This is a genomic window from Xenorhabdus sp. XBWT (assembly GCF_059072735.1).
Window position 1 is genome coordinate 4,101,853 of sequence record NZ_CM180990.1, and the last position, 17,989, is coordinate 4,119,841.

Consider the following 17,989-nt stretch of genomic DNA (forward strand, 5'->3'; position numbering starts at 1 on the left):
TCAGGCGAAAAATTCCTTGATGCGGTTTATTACAACCTGCTGCTCTTCGTCGGTAATGTTATAAAACATCGGCAAACGAACTAAACGGTCACTTTCTCTAGTCGTGAAACGATCTTCACCGTGGAAACGACCACATTTCTCACCCGCCGGGCTAGTGTGTAATGCAACGTAATGGAAGACACTCAAGATTCCGTTTTCTTTCATGTAACGACTGAATTCACTACGTTCTCCGATACCTTTCAGCTTGATATAGAACATATGGGCATTGTGTTCTAAACCTTCCGGGACAATTGGCAGAATCAAATGCCCGGCATCTGCCAGTGGTTTCAGTGATTGATAATAGTTATCCCATAAAGCCAGACGGCGTTGGTTGATTTTCTCAGCAATTTCCAGCTGTCCCCACAGGTAAGCCGCTTGCAGGTCAGACATCAAATAGCTGGAACCGATATCGCGCCAAGTATATTTATCTACCTGCCCACGGAAAAACTGGCTCCGATTGGTGCCTTTCTCGCGAATGATTTCAGCTCGTTCTATTAAGGATTTATCATTAATTAATGTTGCACCGCCTTCACCACCCGCTGAGTAGTTTTTAGTTTCATGAAAACTGAAACAACCAATATGCCCAATCGTACCCAGAACGCGGCCTTTATAGGTAGACATGACGCCTTGTGCCGCATCTTCGACCACATACAGGTTATATTTTTCCGCCAATGCCATGATGGTATCCATTTCACAGGCTACGCCCGCATAATGCACTGGCACAATAACTCGGGTTTTTTCTGTAATGGCTGCTTCAATGTGGGTTTCATCAATATTCATGGTATCAGGGCGGATATCCACGAACACAATGGTTGCGCCACGCAGGACGAAAGCGTTGGAAGTCGAAACAAAGGTATAGCTCGGCATGATGACTTCATCACCCGGCTGGATATCCAGCAAAATAGCTGCCATTTCCAGTGATGCTGTACAAGAAGGTGTCAGCAACACTTTCGGGCAACCAAAGCGCTGTTCCATCCACGTTTCACAACGTTTAGTAAATTCACCATCACCACACAATTTACCACTGGCCATCGCCTGTTTCATGTATTCCAGTTCAGTGCCGACTACCGGTGGTTTGTTAAATGGAATCATTTCATCCTCTGTATAACCAATATGCAGTGCTCTCGATGATGGCACCACGACGTGTATAAAGACGCAAGGCAGCGATGTTACTGATTTGTGTTGCCACTCTCAGCCGATGAATCTGATGATGATGACACCACTGCTGCGCCGCCGACATTAATTTTTTCCCAATCCCTTGATGATGATTGCCTGGTACAGCGGCCAGTAAGCCAATACGCGCTTCATGGCTACCGATATCTCGTAAGGTGACAAATCCCATCATTTGACCGTATTCATCATTAATAAGCAGGCATTCGTGATCAAATGTGCCCAAAACTGCTTTTTCGACCCACTTCGCATAGAATCGGCCGCTGTCACCCGTTTGATACCACGGTGCACGGAAGCGGCTTGCCTTGAATACCTTCTCCGCAACCGCTTTCAATGCAGGTATATCTTGTAGTTTTGCAATAATGAGTTCTGATGCTGAATTTTGTCCGGTTTGAGTACCTACCAATCCGTCGGCATCAAGCGATAACAGGAAATCTGCCTCACCTTCTACCAGAGAAAAGCCCAGAACAGACAGTTCATCAATAATCGCCGTCTGCTGGGCAGGCACCTTTGCCTGCACCAGTGCATATTTATCCAGATGGGAGGTTGTTACCACTGCCGCTTCCGGTGATAAATTCAGGCGGGCAGTGGACAAACCAAAAAAATGGCTATCCCAAACCAGTGGTTCAAGATTAGCGTGAATAGACATTGAGCAAATCCATTAAATATTTGCCGTAACCTGTTTTTGACAAGTCTACGGCAGCCGCTTTGACCTGCTCTGAATTCAACCACTCATTGCGCCATGCTATCTCTTCCAGACAGGCAATTTTGAAGCCTTGTCGTTTTTCGACTGTCTGAACAAAAGTGCTGGCTTCAATCAGGCTGTCATGAGTGCCGGTATCCAACCACGCAAAACCACGCCCTAACAATTCGACGTTCAATTCACCGCATTCCAGATACATCTGATTAATGCTGGTGATTTCCAGTTCACCACGGGCGGAAGGTTTCACTTGTTTAGCAAAATCCACCACTTTGTTGTCGTAAAAATAGAGTCCGGTCACCGCCCAGTTGGATTTAGGCTGCACCGGTTTTTCTTCAATGGAAAGTACACGATATTGCTCATCAAATTCCACGACACCAAACCGCTCAGGATCCATTACCTGATAACCGAAGACAGTAGCCCCGGCCTTGCGTGCTGCCACACTTCGTAGTTTCGGACTAAACGCCTGACCAAAAAAGATATTATCTCCAAGAACTAAACAGCATGCATCATCACCAATAAATTCTTCACCAATCAAAAATGCCTGTGCTAAGCCATCAGGAGAAGGTTGCTCTACATAGCTGAGATTGATGCCAAATTGCTCACCGTTGCCCAATAGCCGTTTAAAAACAGATAAATCTTCCGGTGTGGATATAATCAGGATATCGCGTATGCCCGACAGCATTAAAACTGACAGCGGATAATAAATCATCGGCTTGTCATAAATAGGCAATAACTGTTTTGAAATACCGCGGGTTATTGGGTATAAGCGGGTGCCAGAGCCTCCCGCCAGTATAATTCCTTTCATTTTCTCCCCCTGACGGGCTTATTCATTTCCCAGCCCAAGACGTTCTCCTGCATAAGAACCATCTTGCACCCGGCGCCACCAGTTCTCATGTTCCAGATACCATTGTACAGTCTTGCGAATACCGGATTCGAATGTTTCCTGTGGCGTCCAACCCAGTTCGCGCTCAATTTTTGCCGCATCAATGGCATAACGCATGTCATGTCCCGGACGATCTGCTACATAAGTAATCAGATCCCGGTAATGCATAATCCCCTCAGGTCTTTCAGGCCATCTTTTTTCAGGACAAAGTTCTTCCAGCAATTCACAAATCGTTTCCACGACATCGATATTTCTGCGCTCGTTATGCCCACCGATGTTATAGGTTTCGCCAGACTCAGCTCTGGTTACGACCAAATACAACGCCCGGGCGTGATCTTCCACATATAACCAGTCACGGATTTGTTCCCCCTTGCCGTAAACCGGCAACGGCTGACCTGCCAGCGCATTCAGAATCACCAATGGGATCAGTTTTTCCGGGAAATGATAAGGCCCGTAGTTATTCGAACAATTGGTGATTACGGTCGGTAAACCATAGGTGCGATGCCATGCCCTGACCAGATGATCACTGGAAGCCTTTGAGGCAGAATAAGGGCTGCTCGGAGCATAAGGCGTAGTTTCAGTGAAGAAACCGTCTTCGCCGTGTAAGTCACCATAGACTTCATCTGTTGAGATATGATGAAAACGGAATGCCAACTGTTTTTCCTGATCCAGCTGCTGCCAAAATGCACGCGCCGCTTCCAGCAAAGTATAAGTACCAATAATATTGGTTTCGATGAAAGCCGCAGGGCCATCAATAGAACGATCAACATGGCTTTCTGCTGCCAGATGCATGACGGCATCCGGTTGATATTGCTGAAACACGCGATCCAACTCGTCACGCTGGCAGATATCAACCTGCTCAAATGTATAACGAGGATGGGTGGCAACCGGAGCCAATGACTCAAGATTGCCGGCATAAGTCAGACTATCGACGACGATGACACTGTCTTCAGTCTCGTTGATTATGTGGCGAACAACTGCGGAGCCGATGAAACCTGCACCACCTGTAATAAGAATTCGTTTCAACGCCAAACTCCTTTTGTATCAACAACCCATTTTTGTTTTATTGCATCACTACCAATGGCTTTAAACTGTCTGTGATCTACCAGCATCAGCAAAACATCAGCTTCTTCCAATGCCTGCCCCACATCCAACAGTTCCACTAAATCTTTCAGCGAATTGGGCAATTCATGCACATTAGGTTCGACAGCCACGGTTTGCCCCACATGCCACTGTGCAACCATTTCAGTGATATGAACCGCAGGGCTTTCTCGTAAATCATCAATATTAGGTTTAAAGGCTAATCCGAAACAGGCGATTTTGACCTCACTCGCCCGTTTGCCACTCTCTGTCAGACAGTCAGCTACTGCGGCCTTTACTTGATCAACAACCCAACGTGGCTTGCTATCATTCACTAAACGAGCAGTATGAATCAAGCGGGATTGTTCAGGATTCTGGGATACGATAAACCACGGATCGACTGCGATGCAGTGCCCTCCTACTCCTGGGCCGGGTTGCAGGATATTTACACGTGGATGACGATTTGCCAAGCTGATCAGTTCCCAAACATTGATTCCCTGCTCAGCACAGATTAAAGAGAGTTCGTTGGCAAAGGCAATATTGACATCACGGAAGCTGTTTTCAGTCAACTTGCACATCTCCGCCGTTTTGGCATTGGTGATAACACATTCGCCTTCAAGGAATATTTTGTACAGTTCGCTTGCCCTGCGGGATGATTTGTCAGTCATACCTCCCACCACCCGATCATTTTTGATCAATTCCACCATCACTTGACCCGGCAAAACACGCTCAGGGCAATAAGCGATATCAATATCTGAGTTCTCACCTGCCAGTTGAGGGAATGAGAGATCAGGACGTGCCGCAGCCAACCACTCAGCCATTTGTTCTGTCGCTCCAACCGGCGAAGTCGATTCCAGAATAATCAAATCGCCTTTCTTCAAGACTGGCGCTATTGATTCAGCAGCAGAACGCACATAAGCCATATCCGGTTCATGCTCTCCTTTGAAGGGAGTAGGTACAGCAATCAAGAAAGCATCCGCAGCTTGTGGTGCAGTCACGGCTCTCAGGTAGCCTCCCTCGACCGCAACCTTTACAACTTTATCTAAATCAGGTTCAACAATATGAATCGCGCCACGGTTAATCGTCTCCACAGCATGTTGATTGATATCAACACCGATGACCCTCTTTTGGCAAGAGGCAAATGCCGCGGCGGTGGGCAAGCCAATATAACCAAGGCCGATCACAGAAATTATTCCAAAACTCATAATGTCACCTGATTTTTCTTCAATGCTTCAAGAATTCGCTGGCAAGCCTGGCCATCACCATAAGGGTTATGGGCATGGCTCATTTGTTGATAGGCGATGTCATCCCTTAATAGACGAGTCACTTCTGCAACGATAGTCTGGGTTTCTGTCCCAACCAATCGCACAATACCCGCATCTACTGCTTCCGGTCGTTCAGTGGTATTACGCATGACCAGAACAGGTTTTCCCAAAGAAGGAGCTTCTTCCTGAATTCCTCCTGAATCCGTCAAGATTATGTAGGCATGGTTCATCAGATAGACGAATGGCAGGTAATCCTGCGGTTTGATCAAAATAACGTTATCAATGTCATGCAGAATACGCTTAACGGGTTCACTCACATTCGGGTTCAAATGAACAGGATACACAACCTGAACATCAGGATGTGTTCTGGCAATCTGCGCCAATGCTTCGCAAATCCGCTCAAACCCCTTACCAAAGCTCTCACGACGGTGGCCTGTCACCAAAATGATCTTTTTATTCGGGTCAATGAAAGGATAAAGTCCCGCAAGCTGACCATACATCGTTTTATCATTTATGATACGATCACGTACCAAGAGCAGAGCATCAATCACTGTATTGCCCGTAACAAAAATTCGGTTTTCTGCAATGAACTCTTTTAAAAGATTATTCCGAGAATTCTCCGTCGGGGCAAAATGGTACATTGCCAAGTGTCCGGCGATCTTACGGTTCGCTTCTTCCGGCCACGGGGAATACAAATCTCCCGTTCTCAACCCTGCCTCAACATGACCGACCGGAATATGCTGATAGAACGCAGCCAGACTGGTTGCCATGGTCGTCGTGGTATCACCATGTACCAACACTACATCTGGTTTGAATTCTTCCAGTACAGGCTTTATACCTTGCAAGATCCGGCATGTAATATCCGTAAGATCCTGCCCTTTTTGCATGATATTGAGATCAAAATCGGGCGTTATCCCAAACAAATGCAAAACCTGATCCAGCATCTCTCTATGCTGAGCAGTAACACACACTTTTGCATCAAAGGCAGCATCCCTAGACAATGCGTGTACCAACGGAGCCATTTTAATGGCTTCCGGCCGAGTACCAAACACAGTCAACACTTTCACAGTGGCTCTCTCATTTTGTCAATCATTGTAGATAACTCCAAGAAAAAGCATGGTTAATTACCATTGCCATTTCCATCTCTGCTTCCGATCAATCCGCAGACAGAATGCAGACTGCCGGAAACAGTCATTATTTTCCTATTACCTTAAATAAAACCTATGAGTTATTTAAATGCGGCTATTTATTTGAACTGATGGAACGCTGACGCCTTACCAAAGCAAAGCCTGCACCAAACAACATGCCAACAGCGCCCCACATAACCATCATGAAAACACGGCGGGGACTATCCCGACTAACGGGTTCCTCAGGGGTTCTGAGATAGCGGTAAGTTTGGAAAGAGTCTTGCAGAGTTGGGCCGACATTCAATGTCGCCAGCATCGCTATATTCTGATCATAATCGATGCTGTAGTTGGCACCAGTAGCTTCCAACGTTTCAATCTGAGACTGTAACAATGATGTACCCAACATAAACATTTTGGATTCTGACAATTCTTCGATAGGAATGTCTGTTTGGTTACGGTGGATACCTTGCTTCTCTGCCACTTTCAGTGATTGCTGCAACACATTCAATTCGCGTGTATACATTGCCTTGGCCACCATCTCCTGACGTTTGACCAATGCTTTCATCGACTGGGTACGCGTCGCCCATGCACCTTTTATTTCATTATTCAGGTGTTCGTTCGCCCGCTGATTAGCAAATGCAATATATTTGCGTAGAAGCTGATTAGCATCAGCAGCCGTTTCTGCTGTCAATTTAATACTGTCATTCTGCGCATTTTTGCCGTCACTGTGCATGATATGAATATGATTGATCAATTCATCCAGCAGTACAGCATCAGCTTTGGCTCTCCCTTCTTTGCGCTGTTTGTAATAATCAGAATGAAGCCAAAATTCACGACGAGTGTCATACGCTGCCACCTGTGTCATAAATTCTTTATATGCACCATCCGGAATAGTCGGCAATTGTGCCTCTGGCGAGGCATTGATGTGAGTATCCAGATTGCGCAAAAATTGTTGTTGCGAATAATAACTACCCAAATTATTGGTTGTCGGTAAGTCCACAATAGCGGTTGCGCTCCACTTTTGCTGCATCAGATATGATACAGCCAGAGCGACGGCAGCGAAAATCATTGCCAGTGCAATAATCCATATCTTTCCAAGCCATAGAGTATGACACAACGTACGAATATCCAATTCATACTCTATAGCAGGTTGATCCTGTTTAGATTTCGTTTCTGAGTTTATCACTGCACAAAACCTCTTTGATAAGTCAATACATTAATGATGACTTGCTTCCCGACGCATGCGACGTTTGCACCGTTTGATAAAACGGGCTACCCGCCATGCTCGCTTGATACAGTAACCATACAGCACAAATGCAAGCAAGAATAATGCCAACATCACCCATTCAGGGACAAAACTTAACCGTTCTCCAATAATTCCAACAGATGCCAACAAACCTGCCGCCAAAGTAATCAAGACAAATGCCTGACGAGAGGTGAAACCAGCACGCATAATTAAATGATGAATGTGCTGGCGATCCGGAGAAAACGGACTCATCCCCTTGCGCAACCGACGATACATAATGGCAACCATATCCATTAATGGGATGGCAATGATCCATAATGCTGTCACAGGGCTAATAGAACGGTTCTCTCCTTGAGTCGCTTCCGTCAGTAACCAGATAATGGTAAAGCCAATTAGGGTACTCCCTGCATCTCCCATAAATACTTTGAAACGCTTTCCGAGTAACCCAAGGTTGAAAAAAATGTAAGGTAAAATTCCTGCAATAAACGTGAAACACCAAAATGCGAGTGCCGTATTACCATTTTCGTACAACAAAACGCCTAGCGCACCGAAAGAAACGCAGGATAATCCACCTAACAGGCCATCAATGCCATCCACCATGTTGAAAGCATTAATGGCGGCCCAGACAGCGAATAAAGTCACAACATAGCTGAATGGTCCCAGTGTCATTTCCCATGGACCGAAAGCATTACCTAAGCTTTCAAGCTTAAGGCCTGCAAAATACATCATACTGATACCAATCAGTGCCTGCATGGTTGCGCGAATCTTCACACTGATATCAAAACGGTCATCTAATGCTCCGATAAAAACCAATATTCCGGCACAAGACAAATATAACCACTTATGAGGTATAAACTCTTTAGTTATAACAAATGCGAAACAACACCCAAAAAACACGGATATTCCACCCACTAAAGGCACTAATCCATTGTGACGCTTACGATAGTTCGGCTTATCAACTAAACCGACATTTTTTGCTACCTTCCGAGCTACAAACAAAAACAAGAATGAGAATATAAATACGCAGAAAATTTCGATACTCATGCTAGGGATATTCACAATAACAACTCTCTGTAAAAATAATGATGGAACATCTATTGTTCATTGACTTATGGATGTCCCATTTGACACCAAATCCATAAGTTCCCTGTTAACAAAACAAGGCATCCTGACTTATAAAAATTAATAAAGTAGGTCATGCTAACTGTGGCGTGTCCAATAATTATTTATGGAATAATTATAAAACGTTTGTTTATAAAACACGCTTTTAATCACGAGAAAAGCATGCAAAATATGTACCATTTCAGGCGAATAGAGTAGCTTCAGATAAAAAAAACGCCACGAAAACGTGGCGTTTTAACAAAGTAGCTAATTTTGCTGTGTTATGAATTCCCTTACAGGGCTATCAATTTATTCACAAAACAGTTAATTCATTCAAGGAACTATGAACGTTTCATAAAGTCGAAGAATTCTTCGTTTGTTTTGGTCATAGCCAATTTGTTGATAAGGAATTCCATCGCATCGATTTCACCCATTGGGTGAATAATTTTACGTAGGATCCACATTTTCTGTAGCTCATCCTGTGTAGTGAGCAGCTCTTCTTTACGTGTTCCAGAACGATTATAATCAATAGCAGGGAAAACACGTTTTTCAGCGATTTTACGGGACAGGTGTAATTCCATGTTACCTGTACCTTTAAATTCTTCGTAGATGACCTCATCCATTTTGGAACCAGTATCAACCAGCGCAGTGGCGATGATGGTCAGGCTACCGCCTTCTTCAACATTACGTGCAGCACCAAAGAAACGTTTTGGACGATGCAGGGCATTCGCATCCACACCACCAGTCAATACCTTACCGGATGCAGGAACGACAGTGTTATATGCACGAGCCAGACGGGTAATGGAATCCAGCAGGATAATGACATCTTTTTTATGCTCAACCAGACGTTTCGCTTTTTCAATAACCATTTCAGCCACTTGAACGTGACGAGAAGCTGGTTCATCAAAAGTTGAAGCAATGACTTCGCCTTTTACCAGACGCTGCATTTCGGTCACTTCTTCTGGACGCTCATCAATCAACAGCACCATCAGAACACAGTCTGGGTAGTTATGGGCAATGTTAGCTGCAATATTTTGCAGCAGCATGGTTTTACCCGCTTTTGGTGGAGCAACGATCAAACCACGTTGACCGCGACCAATCGGAGCAGCCAAGTCCAGCACACGAGCGGTCAGATCCTCAGTAGAACCATTACCACGTTCCATGCGCAGGCGGTTATTGGCATGAAGTGGAGTCAGGTTTTCAAACAGGATTTTACTGCGGGCATTTTCAGGTTTGTCAAAGTTAACTTCATTAACTTTCAGCAGGGCAAAATAGCGTTCACCTTCTTTTGGTGGGCGGATTTTCCCTGAAATGGTATCACCGGTACGGAGGTTGAAACGGCGGATTTGACTAGGAGAAACGTAGATATCATCGGGACCTGCAAGGTAAGAACTGTCTGCGGAGCGGAGGAAACCAAATCCATCCTGTAATATCTCCAGCACACCATCTCCGAAAATATCCTCTCCACTTTTTGCGTGCTGTTTGAGAATAGAGAAAATGATGTCTTGCTTACGCATACGAGCCAGATTTTCCAGCCCCATATTTTCGCCAAGAGTAATCAACTCAGATACTGGCGTATTCTTTAATTCGGTAAGATTCATAATGGTGGGTTCTTTAACTCGGGGTATATCTCGAACTCTGAACGTGAATGGTATGGCAACGTTATCGGTGCCTGTTTATTTGTACCAGAAACGAATAAAACCTTCTAACATATTTATATTACAAGGCAGTAGCTTGAAGTACTCAGATTGATTGCAAAATAAGACTGACAAACTGTCAAAACACAACTGAGATAATAACTAAACGTGGTTAGTTTCAATATTAAGAACTATCTCAGCATAAGCATTATCTTGGTATGAGCACTGTTTATAACTATAAAAATTATAACTACAAAAACATCCTGCTTAGAGATGTTCAGTATCAGAACGCTATCAGCGAACCAAGCCATATACTAAATATCCTGTATATAGACTCAGCGAATTTACCAAATGCGATATGCTATCAGATACTTCAGGTGATCCAGAAATAACAGATTTATCAGATACTACAGGTTTTTTAGTATGCAACATGCATAATGTCAACTCTTTACACCAATAAACCTTTATATCAAATAAAGAATTCACTCATGAAATGTTTTATACGAGCATGTAATAGCTAACTTACCATGCTTCGTAGCGGACGTCTAGCGGTCAATAAGATAAATCATCCTATATGCTAAACGCCCGTAATTACTGTGACCTGACTCTAAATTAAAGGTGTGGTTCCAAAAACTCTTTCAGTTGAGTTTTTGACAGTGCGCCCACTTTTACCGCAACCTTCTCACCATCTTTAAACAGAATCATTGTTGGGATACCGCGAATACCGAATTTTGGTGCTGTTTCAGTGTGGTCATCGACATTTAGCTTGGCAACTTTCAGTTTACCAGCATAATCTGAGGAGATTTCATCCAAAATAGGAGCAATCATTTTACAAGGGCCACACCATTCAGCCCAGAATTCAACGAGGACAGGACCTTTTACATTCAGTTTATCTTCGTTGAAATCACTGTCAGCCAAATGAACGATACCTGCATTCACAACTTTATCGTTCACAATTTTTTCATTCATTTTTTGCTCCAAAAGTAAAATCTTTTACAGTGTCAGTGTACCTTAACCAACACTAGGGTGTCTTTATTTCAGCGGATACACTTTCTTAAAGCAATAGTTAACTGATATTCTTACCACACTATGAGCAAAACACATTTGACAGAAAAGAAGTTTTCCGACTTCGCATTGCACCCCAAGGTCTTGGGAGCTCTTGATAAAAAAGGGTTTTCCAACTGCACGCCAATACAGGCGCTAACATTGCCTTTTACTGTCGAAGGCCGAGATGTTGCGGGACAAGCACAAACCGGAACAGGCAAGACGCTGGCATTTTTAGCGTCTACTTTTCATTACTTATTGACTCACCCTGCGGGGAAAGAACGTAAAATCAATCAGCCAAGAGCGCTGATTATGGCACCTACCCGCGAATTAGCTGTTCAAATATACTCTGACGCAGAAGAACTGTCAGAAGTTACTGGGTTAAAAATGGGTCTTGCCTACGGCGGCGACGGCTATGATAAACAGCTTAAGGTGCTGGAATCTGGCGTCGATATCGTCATTGGCACAACAGGTCGTTTGATCGATTATACAAAACAAGGCCATATCCACCTTGGTGCGATTCAAGTCATCGTGCTCGATGAAGCAGATCGCATGTACGATTTGGGTTTTATCAAAGATATTCGCTGGCTGTTCCGCCGTATTCCGGCAGCTACGGAAAGAATGAATCTGCTCTTTTCTGCAACGCTGTCTTATCGGGTGCGTGAACTGGCCTTTGAACAGATGAATAATCCTGAATATGTGGAAGTAGAACCCCTGCAAAAAACAGGGCACCGTATTCAGGAAGAGCTATTTTACCCTTCCAATGAAGAAAAAATGCGTCTGTTACAGACGTTGCTGGAAGAAGAGTGGCCTGATCGCTGCATTATTTTTGCCAATACCAAACACCGCTGTGAAGATATTTGGGCCCATCTGGCTGCTGATGGTCATCGTGTCGGTCTTCTGACAGGTGATGTCGCCCAGAAAAAGCGCCTGCGTATTCTCGAGGAATTCAGTCTGGGTAATCTGGATATTCTGGTGGCTACCGACGTTGCCGCCCGTGGACTGCATATTCCGTCGGTGACACATGTATTTAACTATGATCTGCCGGATGACTGTGAAGATTATGTTCACCGTATTGGCCGGACAGGGCGCGCCGGAGAAAGTGGGCATTCTATCAGTCTGGCATGTGAAGAGTATGTATTGAACTTGCCGGCCATTGAAGAATATATCCAGCACCAAATACCGGTCAGCAAATATAATAGTGATGCGTTATTACAAGATCTGCCAGTTCCTAAGCGCCGTAACCGCGCACGCTCAGGGGGACACCCACGCCGCTCTAATATGCCGCGCCGTGGAAATCCAACACGCAACCGTCAACGCCCGAGTTAATACAATACGGCGCTGAAATAACACATGTCGGAATAAATACTATGCTGGGTTCTTCTTCGCTCTATGCTGCTATCGATTTAGGCTCAAACAGTTTCCATATGCTGGTTGTCCGTGAAATATCCGGCAGAGTTCAAGTGGTCAACCGTATCAAGCGCAAGGTCAGGCTGGCCACAGGGTTGGATAAGAACAACTATTTATCACAGCAGGCTATGGAGCGGGGATGGCAATGCCTTCGACTCTTTTCCGAATACTTGCAGGATATTCCTGCCACACATATCCGTGTTGTTGCAACAGCAACTTTGCGACTTGCAGTAAATTCCGATGAGTTTATCGGGAAGGCCTCAGAAATATTGGGTATTTCCGTTAATATTATCAGCGGTGAAGAAGAGGCTCTGCTGATTTATCAAGGTGTAGCCCATACTACTGGCGGATCTGAAAAGCGGCTTGTCGTAGATATTGGTGGGGGCAGTACAGAATTGGTAACAGGTACAGGTGCCGAAGCCACACAGCTATTCAGCCTTGAAATGGGCTGTGTTACTTGGCTGGAACGCTATTTCAATGACCGCAGCCTGACAGAAGAGAATTTTGCCAAAGCAGAATCTGCCGCCCATAATATTCTCAGTCCGGTTATCCCTGTTCTGTTTGAACAAGGCTGGCAAATATGTGTAGGTGCTTCCGGCACCGTACAGACCTTGCAGGAAATTATGATTTCTCAGGGCATGGATGAGTTGATTACCCTGCCGAAACTTCAACAATTCAGACACTGGGCCATTGAATGCAGCAAGCTTGAAGAGCTGCAAATAGATGGACTGACACTTGAACGGGCATTGGTTTTTCCAAGCGGATTAGCAATCTTAATCGCTATTTTTCAAGCATTGAATATCGAAAACATGATACTGGCCGGTGGAGCACTGCGTGAAGGGCTGGTATACGGGATGCTGAATTTACCGGTTGGACAAGATATTCGCGCAAGAACCTTGCATAATATTCAACAACGTTTTCAATTGGATACTGAGCAGGCACAGAGAGTCAAACAACTGACTGAATATTTTTGCCAACAGATCGCCAAACCTTGGAATTTGGACGAACGCTGCCGAGAATTATTGAGCAGTGCATGTTTGCTCCATGAAATAGGTTTATGCATTGATTTTCGTCAGGGAACAGCACACTCAGCTTACCTGATCAGCCACTTAGATCTGCCCGGTTATACCCCCGCCCAAAAACGGCTGTTGGCGGCTCTGTTGAGGAATCAAAGCGGCCCTATCGATTTAGCATCACTCAGTCAGCAAAATGCTCTGCCACTGTTACAAGCACAACGTCTATGTCGTTTATTGCGCCTAGCAATTATTTTCGCCAGCCGCCGATGCGATGACGCTTTACCTGCCTTGCGGTTACATGTAGAAAATGAAACTCTCATTATCACCTTGCCTTATCAATGGCAGATGCGGCACCCTCTCAGGGCAGAAGCATTACAGCAAGAAATAAAATGGCAGAGTTATGTTCAGTGGTCTTTGTTCCTTGAAGAACAAAACAATCGCTGTTTAAGTTAAGCTTTTACTTTAGTTATTCTGTATTCATTACGAATACAGAATAACTCATGGGACAGATACTTACTTACCCACGTTTTTCTGACCAAGCCCTAAACGTGATTTAATATCTGCAAGACGCGACTGCCCCTGTTTCATGCGCTCTTCCGCACTAACCACGCGTTTACCTTGTGGCCAATCCAGATCATCTTGTGGTAGCTCGAGCAAAAATCGGCTTGGTTCAGGGCGGATCAATTCACCATACTGACGGCGCTCTTTACTCAGAGTAAAAAATAGTTCTCTTTGCGCACGAGTAATGCCGACATAAGCCAAACGGCGCTCTTCCTCAATGTTATCTTCATCAATACTGCTCTGATGTGGTAACAATCCCTCTTCCATGCCAACCAGAAAAACGTAAGGGAATTCCAGCCCCTTGGAAGCATGCAACGTCATCAGCTGAACCTGATCCAGCTCTTCGTCTTCTTCCCCACGCTCCAGCATATCCCGCAGAGTAAAGCGCGCCACTACCTGAGAAAGGCTCATTGATTCATTCAAATCATTTCCCTCAAGCATTTCGCTCATCCAAGTGAAGAGCTGATTGACATTTTTCATTCTCATTTCAGCCGCTTTCGGGCTGGGGGAAGTTTCATATAACCAGCTTTCGTAATCCATACCACGCAGTAAGTCCCTTACAGCCAATAACGGTTCACGCTCCGCCTGTCGGGATATTTCATCCATCCAGTGAGTGAAGCGCTGCAATGCAGACAAACCACGTCCTGTCAGATACTGCTCCAGACCAAGATCAAAACTGGCTTGATATAAACTCTTGTTACGTTGATTCGCCCACACACCTAACTTCTGGATTGTCATCGCCCCGATTTCTCGCCGTGGTGTATTGACGATACGTAAAAACGCGCTGTCATCCTCTGGATTAATCAAAACACGCAGATACGAGAGTAAGTCCTTGATCTCAGGCCGAGAAAAAAACGATGTCCCTCCCGAAATGCGGTAAGGGATCCGGTTTTGCATCAACATTTTTTCGAAGACACGGGACTGATGATTGCCACGATAAAGAATGGCGTAATCTTTATATTCTGTTTTATTGATAAAGTGATGGGCGATCAGTTCTCCCACTACCCGCTCAGCTTCATGATCTTCACTGTTGGCTTCAATCACTCGGAGAGGATCACCATAGCCCAATTCTGAAAAGAGTTTTTTCTCAAATACATGGGGATTGTTGGCTATCAGGATATTAGCTGATTTCAATATCCGCCCTGATGAACGATAATTCTGCTCCAGTTTGATCACATTCAACTGCGGGAAGTCTTCTTTCAGCAGGATCAAGTTTTGTGGGCGGGCACCACGCCATGAATATATGGACTGATCATCATCGCCGACCACGGTAAAACGAGCACGATTACCCACCAGCAATTTCACCAATTGGTATTGGCTGGTATTCGTATCCTGATACTCATCCACCAGCAGGTAACGAATTTTATTCTGCCAGCGCTCCCTGACTTCTTCATCACACATTAACAACAGAGTAGGTTTGGTAATCAGATCATCAAAATCAAGAACGTTACAGCTGTTCAGATGTAAATCATAACGACGGTAACACTCTGCAAATTGGTGCTCCTGCGCCGTACGAACCATTCTGATCACCTGCTCTGGTGACATTAATTCATTCTTCCAGTTAGAAATACTGGAAATAAGCTTTTGCAATAGATCTTTATCTTCTTCCAACAGATCTGCCGTGAGATCTTTCAGTAAAACCATCTGATCGTGATCATCGAACAACGAAAAATTGCTCTTCATACCCAGCGTCTTATATTCACGCCTGATGATCTCCAAGCCCAAGGTGTGGAAAGTTGAGATCATCAACCCTCGCGTTTCCTTGCGGCCTAAGGTTTGCGCTACACGCTCTTTCATCTCGCGGGCCGCCTTATTGGTAAAGGTGACCGCTGCAATATGGCGAGGCAAATAACCGCAATTGCGGATTAAATGGGCAATTTTATTGGTAATCACCCGGGTCTTGCCAGAACCTGCCCCCGCCAGAACCAGACAAGGCCCCGTTACAAATTCAACTGCTTGTTGTTGGCTTGGATTTAATCGCATATCGTTTCGAAAATTATATCAGGATGAAAGTTCAGGGAACGAAATTGTAGCAGAAAGCAGGACTAAGAGGCGGTTTTCTTTGCGTAAGTGAATTATTACAAGACAAAATAAATCGAAGTGGAAATATAAATATCATTCCAAAATTTCAGATCATTTTCTACTCCTCGCCACGCGAGGGAATAAGAAATCCTCATAACTTGAGTATATCACTATGATGAAAACCCATTTATACTATTTTGGGGATTTAAATATGTACTACAATTGCCTTTTATTTTTTAATGGATTAATAAAAAGAAGGGAAAATATAATTTTCCAAAATACGCTTAATTCTTAAATAAATGCCTATCTCTTTCGCAAAACTTTATGCGGCCGCCAGAATAAAACTGTTTTTCTATTAATTGAAATACATAACATTTGCTTAAGTTCATTAGTGTTATAACAATTATTATTCTTATTAATGTTAAGTAGCAATTCAAAATTGTAGATCACTTCCTTACTCCTCGCGCTGCGAGGAGTAAGGGAACCTCATAATTTGTGTGTATCACTATTCTGAATAGCCTATTTAAATCAGTAATAAGGAGGATATAAATGCAACGTAAGACAGGCTTTTTCTTTGATGAACTTTGTTTCTGGCACAATTCTGCATTACAACATGTCGTCACTTTTCCCGTTGGTAGGTGGGTACAACCACCCAATAGTGCTGGACATGCCGAATCCCCCGAGACTAAACGCAGAATGAAAAACTTAATGGATGTTTCCGGTTTAAGTCGTTCTCTATACTTACGTAGTGCTGAGCCTCTTGATGATGCAACATTAAAGCTGGTTCATACCGAAGCGTATTTACAGCGTTTTAAGTCTATGAGTGATAATGGCGGAGGAATATTAGGGCCTGAAGCACCGATGGGACAAGGCAGCTATGAAATTGCCAAGTTATCTGCCGGGCTTACCTATGCAGCAGTAGAAGCCGTGTTGAATGGTGAATTGGATAATGCTTACAGCCTTTCCCGTCCGCCCGGTCACCATTGCCTGCCGGATCGAGCGATGGGTTTCTGCTTCCTTGCCAACATTGCTCTTGCCATTGAGCACGCAAAGGAAAAAATTGGCGTTGGACAAGTTGCTGTGATTGACTGGGATGTTCATCACGGTAACGGAACTCAGAATATTTTCTGGGAACGTGATGATGTTTTGACTATTTCACTACATCAGGATGGCTGTTATCCCGAAGGTTACAGTGGCGAAGATGATATCGGTGCGGGTGAGGGAGAAGGTTTCAATATCAATATTCCATTGATGGCCGGCGCTGGACACAATAGTTATCTCTATGCCATGGAGCAGATTGTACTCCCTGCCTTGCAACGTTTCCAACCTGAATTGATTATTGTTGCCTGCGGATATGATGCCAATGCTTACGATCCTCTGGCTAGAATGCAACTGCATAGTGGCAGTTTCCGCGAAATGACTCACAAAATACAACAGGCAGCAGATGAGTTATGTCATGGCAAATTGGTTATGGTTCATGAGGGAGGATACACCGAAGCTTATGTCCCTTTCTGTGGTTTAGCCGTTATGGAAGAATTAAGTGGTATTCGTACTGAAGTCAACGATCATATACTCAATGCAATTCAATTGCAGCAGCCAAAAGAAAGATTCGAAATGTTCCAGCGCCAAGCTATTGATGAATTGAAATCAAGATTTGGTTTGTAGGGTCGGAAATATTCTGCCCG

14 protein-coding genes are annotated in these 17,989 nt (G+C 44.3%); 3 read left to right on the plus strand and 11 right to left on the minus strand.

Annotated features, from left to right (window positions below; genetic code table 11):
- From rffA to trxA, 10 genes are all read right to left on the minus strand, one after another.
- Entirely contained in the window at nucleotides 1–1,131 is a 1,131-nt protein-coding gene (gene rffA / locus AC5JQI_RS17955; protein WP_493913156.1) for a dTDP-4-amino-4,6-dideoxygalactose transaminase, read from the minus strand.
- Between the two features lies 1 nt (nucleotide 1,132).
- The gene (rffC, locus tag AC5JQI_RS17960) at nucleotides 1,133–1,858 is read right to left on the minus strand and encodes a dTDP-4-amino-4,6-dideoxy-D-galactose acyltransferase (protein WP_493913157.1); all 726 of its coding nucleotides are present in this window, start codon (nucleotides 1,856–1,858) and stop codon (nucleotides 1,133–1,135) included.
- Nucleotides 1,842–2,717: a glucose-1-phosphate thymidylyltransferase RfbA gene (rfbA, locus tag AC5JQI_RS17965; protein WP_493913158.1), complete on the minus strand. Its 876-nt coding sequence runs from the start codon at nucleotides 2,715–2,717 to the stop codon at nucleotides 1,842–1,844. Before rfbA ends, rffC begins: the two co-directional genes overlap by 17 nt.
- Before the next feature lie 18 nt (nucleotides 2,718–2,735).
- On the minus strand, nucleotides 2,736–3,821 hold the full coding sequence (rffG, locus tag AC5JQI_RS17970) for a dTDP-glucose 4,6-dehydratase (RefSeq protein ID WP_493913159.1): 1,086 nt from the start codon (nucleotides 3,819–3,821) through the stop codon (nucleotides 2,736–2,738).
- Nucleotides 3,818–5,080, minus strand: a complete 1,263-nt coding sequence (gene wecC, locus AC5JQI_RS17975; protein WP_493913160.1) for a UDP-N-acetyl-D-mannosamine dehydrogenase — start codon at nucleotides 5,078–5,080, stop codon at nucleotides 3,818–3,820. The genes rffG and wecC overlap by 4 nt, the downstream gene beginning before the upstream one ends.
- Complete coding sequence (gene wecB / locus AC5JQI_RS17980) at nucleotides 5,077–6,207, minus strand: non-hydrolyzing UDP-N-acetylglucosamine 2-epimerase (RefSeq protein WP_323855300.1); 1,131 nt, start codon at nucleotides 6,205–6,207, stop codon at nucleotides 5,077–5,079. The genes wecC and wecB overlap by 4 nt, the downstream gene beginning before the upstream one ends.
- A 175-nt stretch (nucleotides 6,208–6,382) precedes the next feature.
- Nucleotides 6,383–7,453 carry an ECA polysaccharide chain length modulation protein gene (gene wzzE / locus AC5JQI_RS17985; RefSeq protein WP_493913161.1) on the minus strand — a complete coding sequence of 357 codons (1,071 nt, stop codon included), beginning with the start codon at nucleotides 7,451–7,453 and terminating at the stop codon, nucleotides 6,383–6,385.
- Between the two features lie 30 nt (nucleotides 7,454–7,483).
- Complete coding sequence (gene wecA, locus AC5JQI_RS17990; RefSeq protein ID WP_493913162.1) at nucleotides 7,484–8,572, minus strand: UDP-N-acetylglucosamine--undecaprenyl-phosphate N-acetylglucosaminephosphotransferase; 1,089 nt, start codon at nucleotides 8,570–8,572, stop codon at nucleotides 7,484–7,486.
- A gap of 383 nt (nucleotides 8,573–8,955) precedes the next feature.
- The gene (gene rho / locus AC5JQI_RS17995) at nucleotides 8,956–10,215 is read right to left on the minus strand and encodes a transcription termination factor Rho (protein WP_010845326.1); all 1,260 of its coding nucleotides are present in this window, start codon (nucleotides 10,213–10,215) and stop codon (nucleotides 8,956–8,958) included.
- A gap of 648 nt (nucleotides 10,216–10,863) precedes the next feature.
- Complete coding sequence (gene trxA / locus AC5JQI_RS18000) at nucleotides 10,864–11,190, minus strand: thioredoxin TrxA (RefSeq protein WP_237385641.1); 327 nt, start codon at nucleotides 11,188–11,190, stop codon at nucleotides 10,864–10,866.
- A 150-nt stretch (nucleotides 11,191–11,340) separates the two neighbouring features.
- Here trxA and rhlB point away from each other — a divergent pair, with 150 nt between their 5' ends.
- Together rhlB and gppA are read left to right on the plus strand one after the other, a co-directional pair.
- Complete coding sequence (gene rhlB / locus AC5JQI_RS18005; protein ID WP_493913163.1) at nucleotides 11,341–12,624, plus strand: ATP-dependent RNA helicase RhlB; 1,284 nt, start codon at nucleotides 11,341–11,343, stop codon at nucleotides 12,622–12,624.
- A gap of 41 nt (nucleotides 12,625–12,665) precedes the next feature.
- Nucleotides 12,666–14,174 carry a guanosine-5'-triphosphate,3'-diphosphate diphosphatase gene (gene gppA / locus AC5JQI_RS18010; protein WP_493913164.1) on the plus strand — a complete coding sequence of 503 codons (1,509 nt, stop codon included), beginning with the start codon at nucleotides 12,666–12,668 and terminating at the stop codon, nucleotides 14,172–14,174.
- A gap of 60 nt (nucleotides 14,175–14,234) precedes the next feature.
- Here the strand turns inward: gppA and rep are convergent, their stop codons facing one another.
- Nucleotides 14,235–16,265: a DNA helicase Rep gene (rep, locus tag AC5JQI_RS18015; protein ID WP_493913165.1), complete on the minus strand. Its 2,031-nt coding sequence runs from the start codon at nucleotides 16,263–16,265 to the stop codon at nucleotides 14,235–14,237.
- 588 nt (nucleotides 16,266–16,853) lie between these two features.
- On the opposite strand from rep, the gene AC5JQI_RS18020 reads away from it, so the two are divergent.
- A complete protein-coding gene (locus AC5JQI_RS18020; RefSeq protein ID WP_493913166.1) occupies nucleotides 16,854–17,969 on the plus strand; it encodes a class II histone deacetylase in 1,116 nt (371 codons plus the stop codon).
- Nucleotides 17,970–17,989: the final 20 nt, after the last annotated feature.

Bases quoted from the DNA above. Each gene is read 5' to 3' on its own strand.
- AC5JQI_RS18020 (WP_493913166.1), top strand. From the start codon at position 16,854: ATGCAACGTAAGACAGGCTTTTTCTTTGATGAACTTTGTTTCTGGCAC.
- gppA (WP_493913164.1), top strand. From the start codon at position 12,666: ATGCTGGGTTCTTCTTCGCTCTATGCTGCTATCGATTTAGGCTCAAAC.
- rfbA (WP_493913158.1), bottom strand. From the start codon at position 2,717: ATGAAAGGAATTATACTGGCGGGAGGCTCTGGCACCCGCTTATACCCA.
- rho (WP_010845326.1), bottom strand. From the start codon at position 10,215: ATGAATCTTACCGAATTAAAGAATACGCCAGTATCTGAGTTGATTACT.
- rffA (WP_493913156.1), bottom strand. From the start codon at position 1,131: ATGATTCCATTTAACAAACCACCGGTAGTCGGCACTGAACTGGAATAC.
- rep (WP_493913165.1), bottom strand. From the start codon at position 16,265: ATGCGATTAAATCCAAGCCAACAACAAGCAGTTGAATTTGTAACGGGG.
- rhlB (WP_493913163.1), top strand. From the start codon at position 11,341: ATGAGCAAAACACATTTGACAGAAAAGAAGTTTTCCGACTTCGCATTG.
- rffC (WP_493913157.1), bottom strand. From the start codon at position 1,858: ATGTCTATTCACGCTAATCTTGAACCACTGGTTTGGGATAGCCATTTT.
- wecC (WP_493913160.1), bottom strand. From the start codon at position 5,080: ATGAGTTTTGGAATAATTTCTGTGATCGGCCTTGGTTATATTGGCTTG.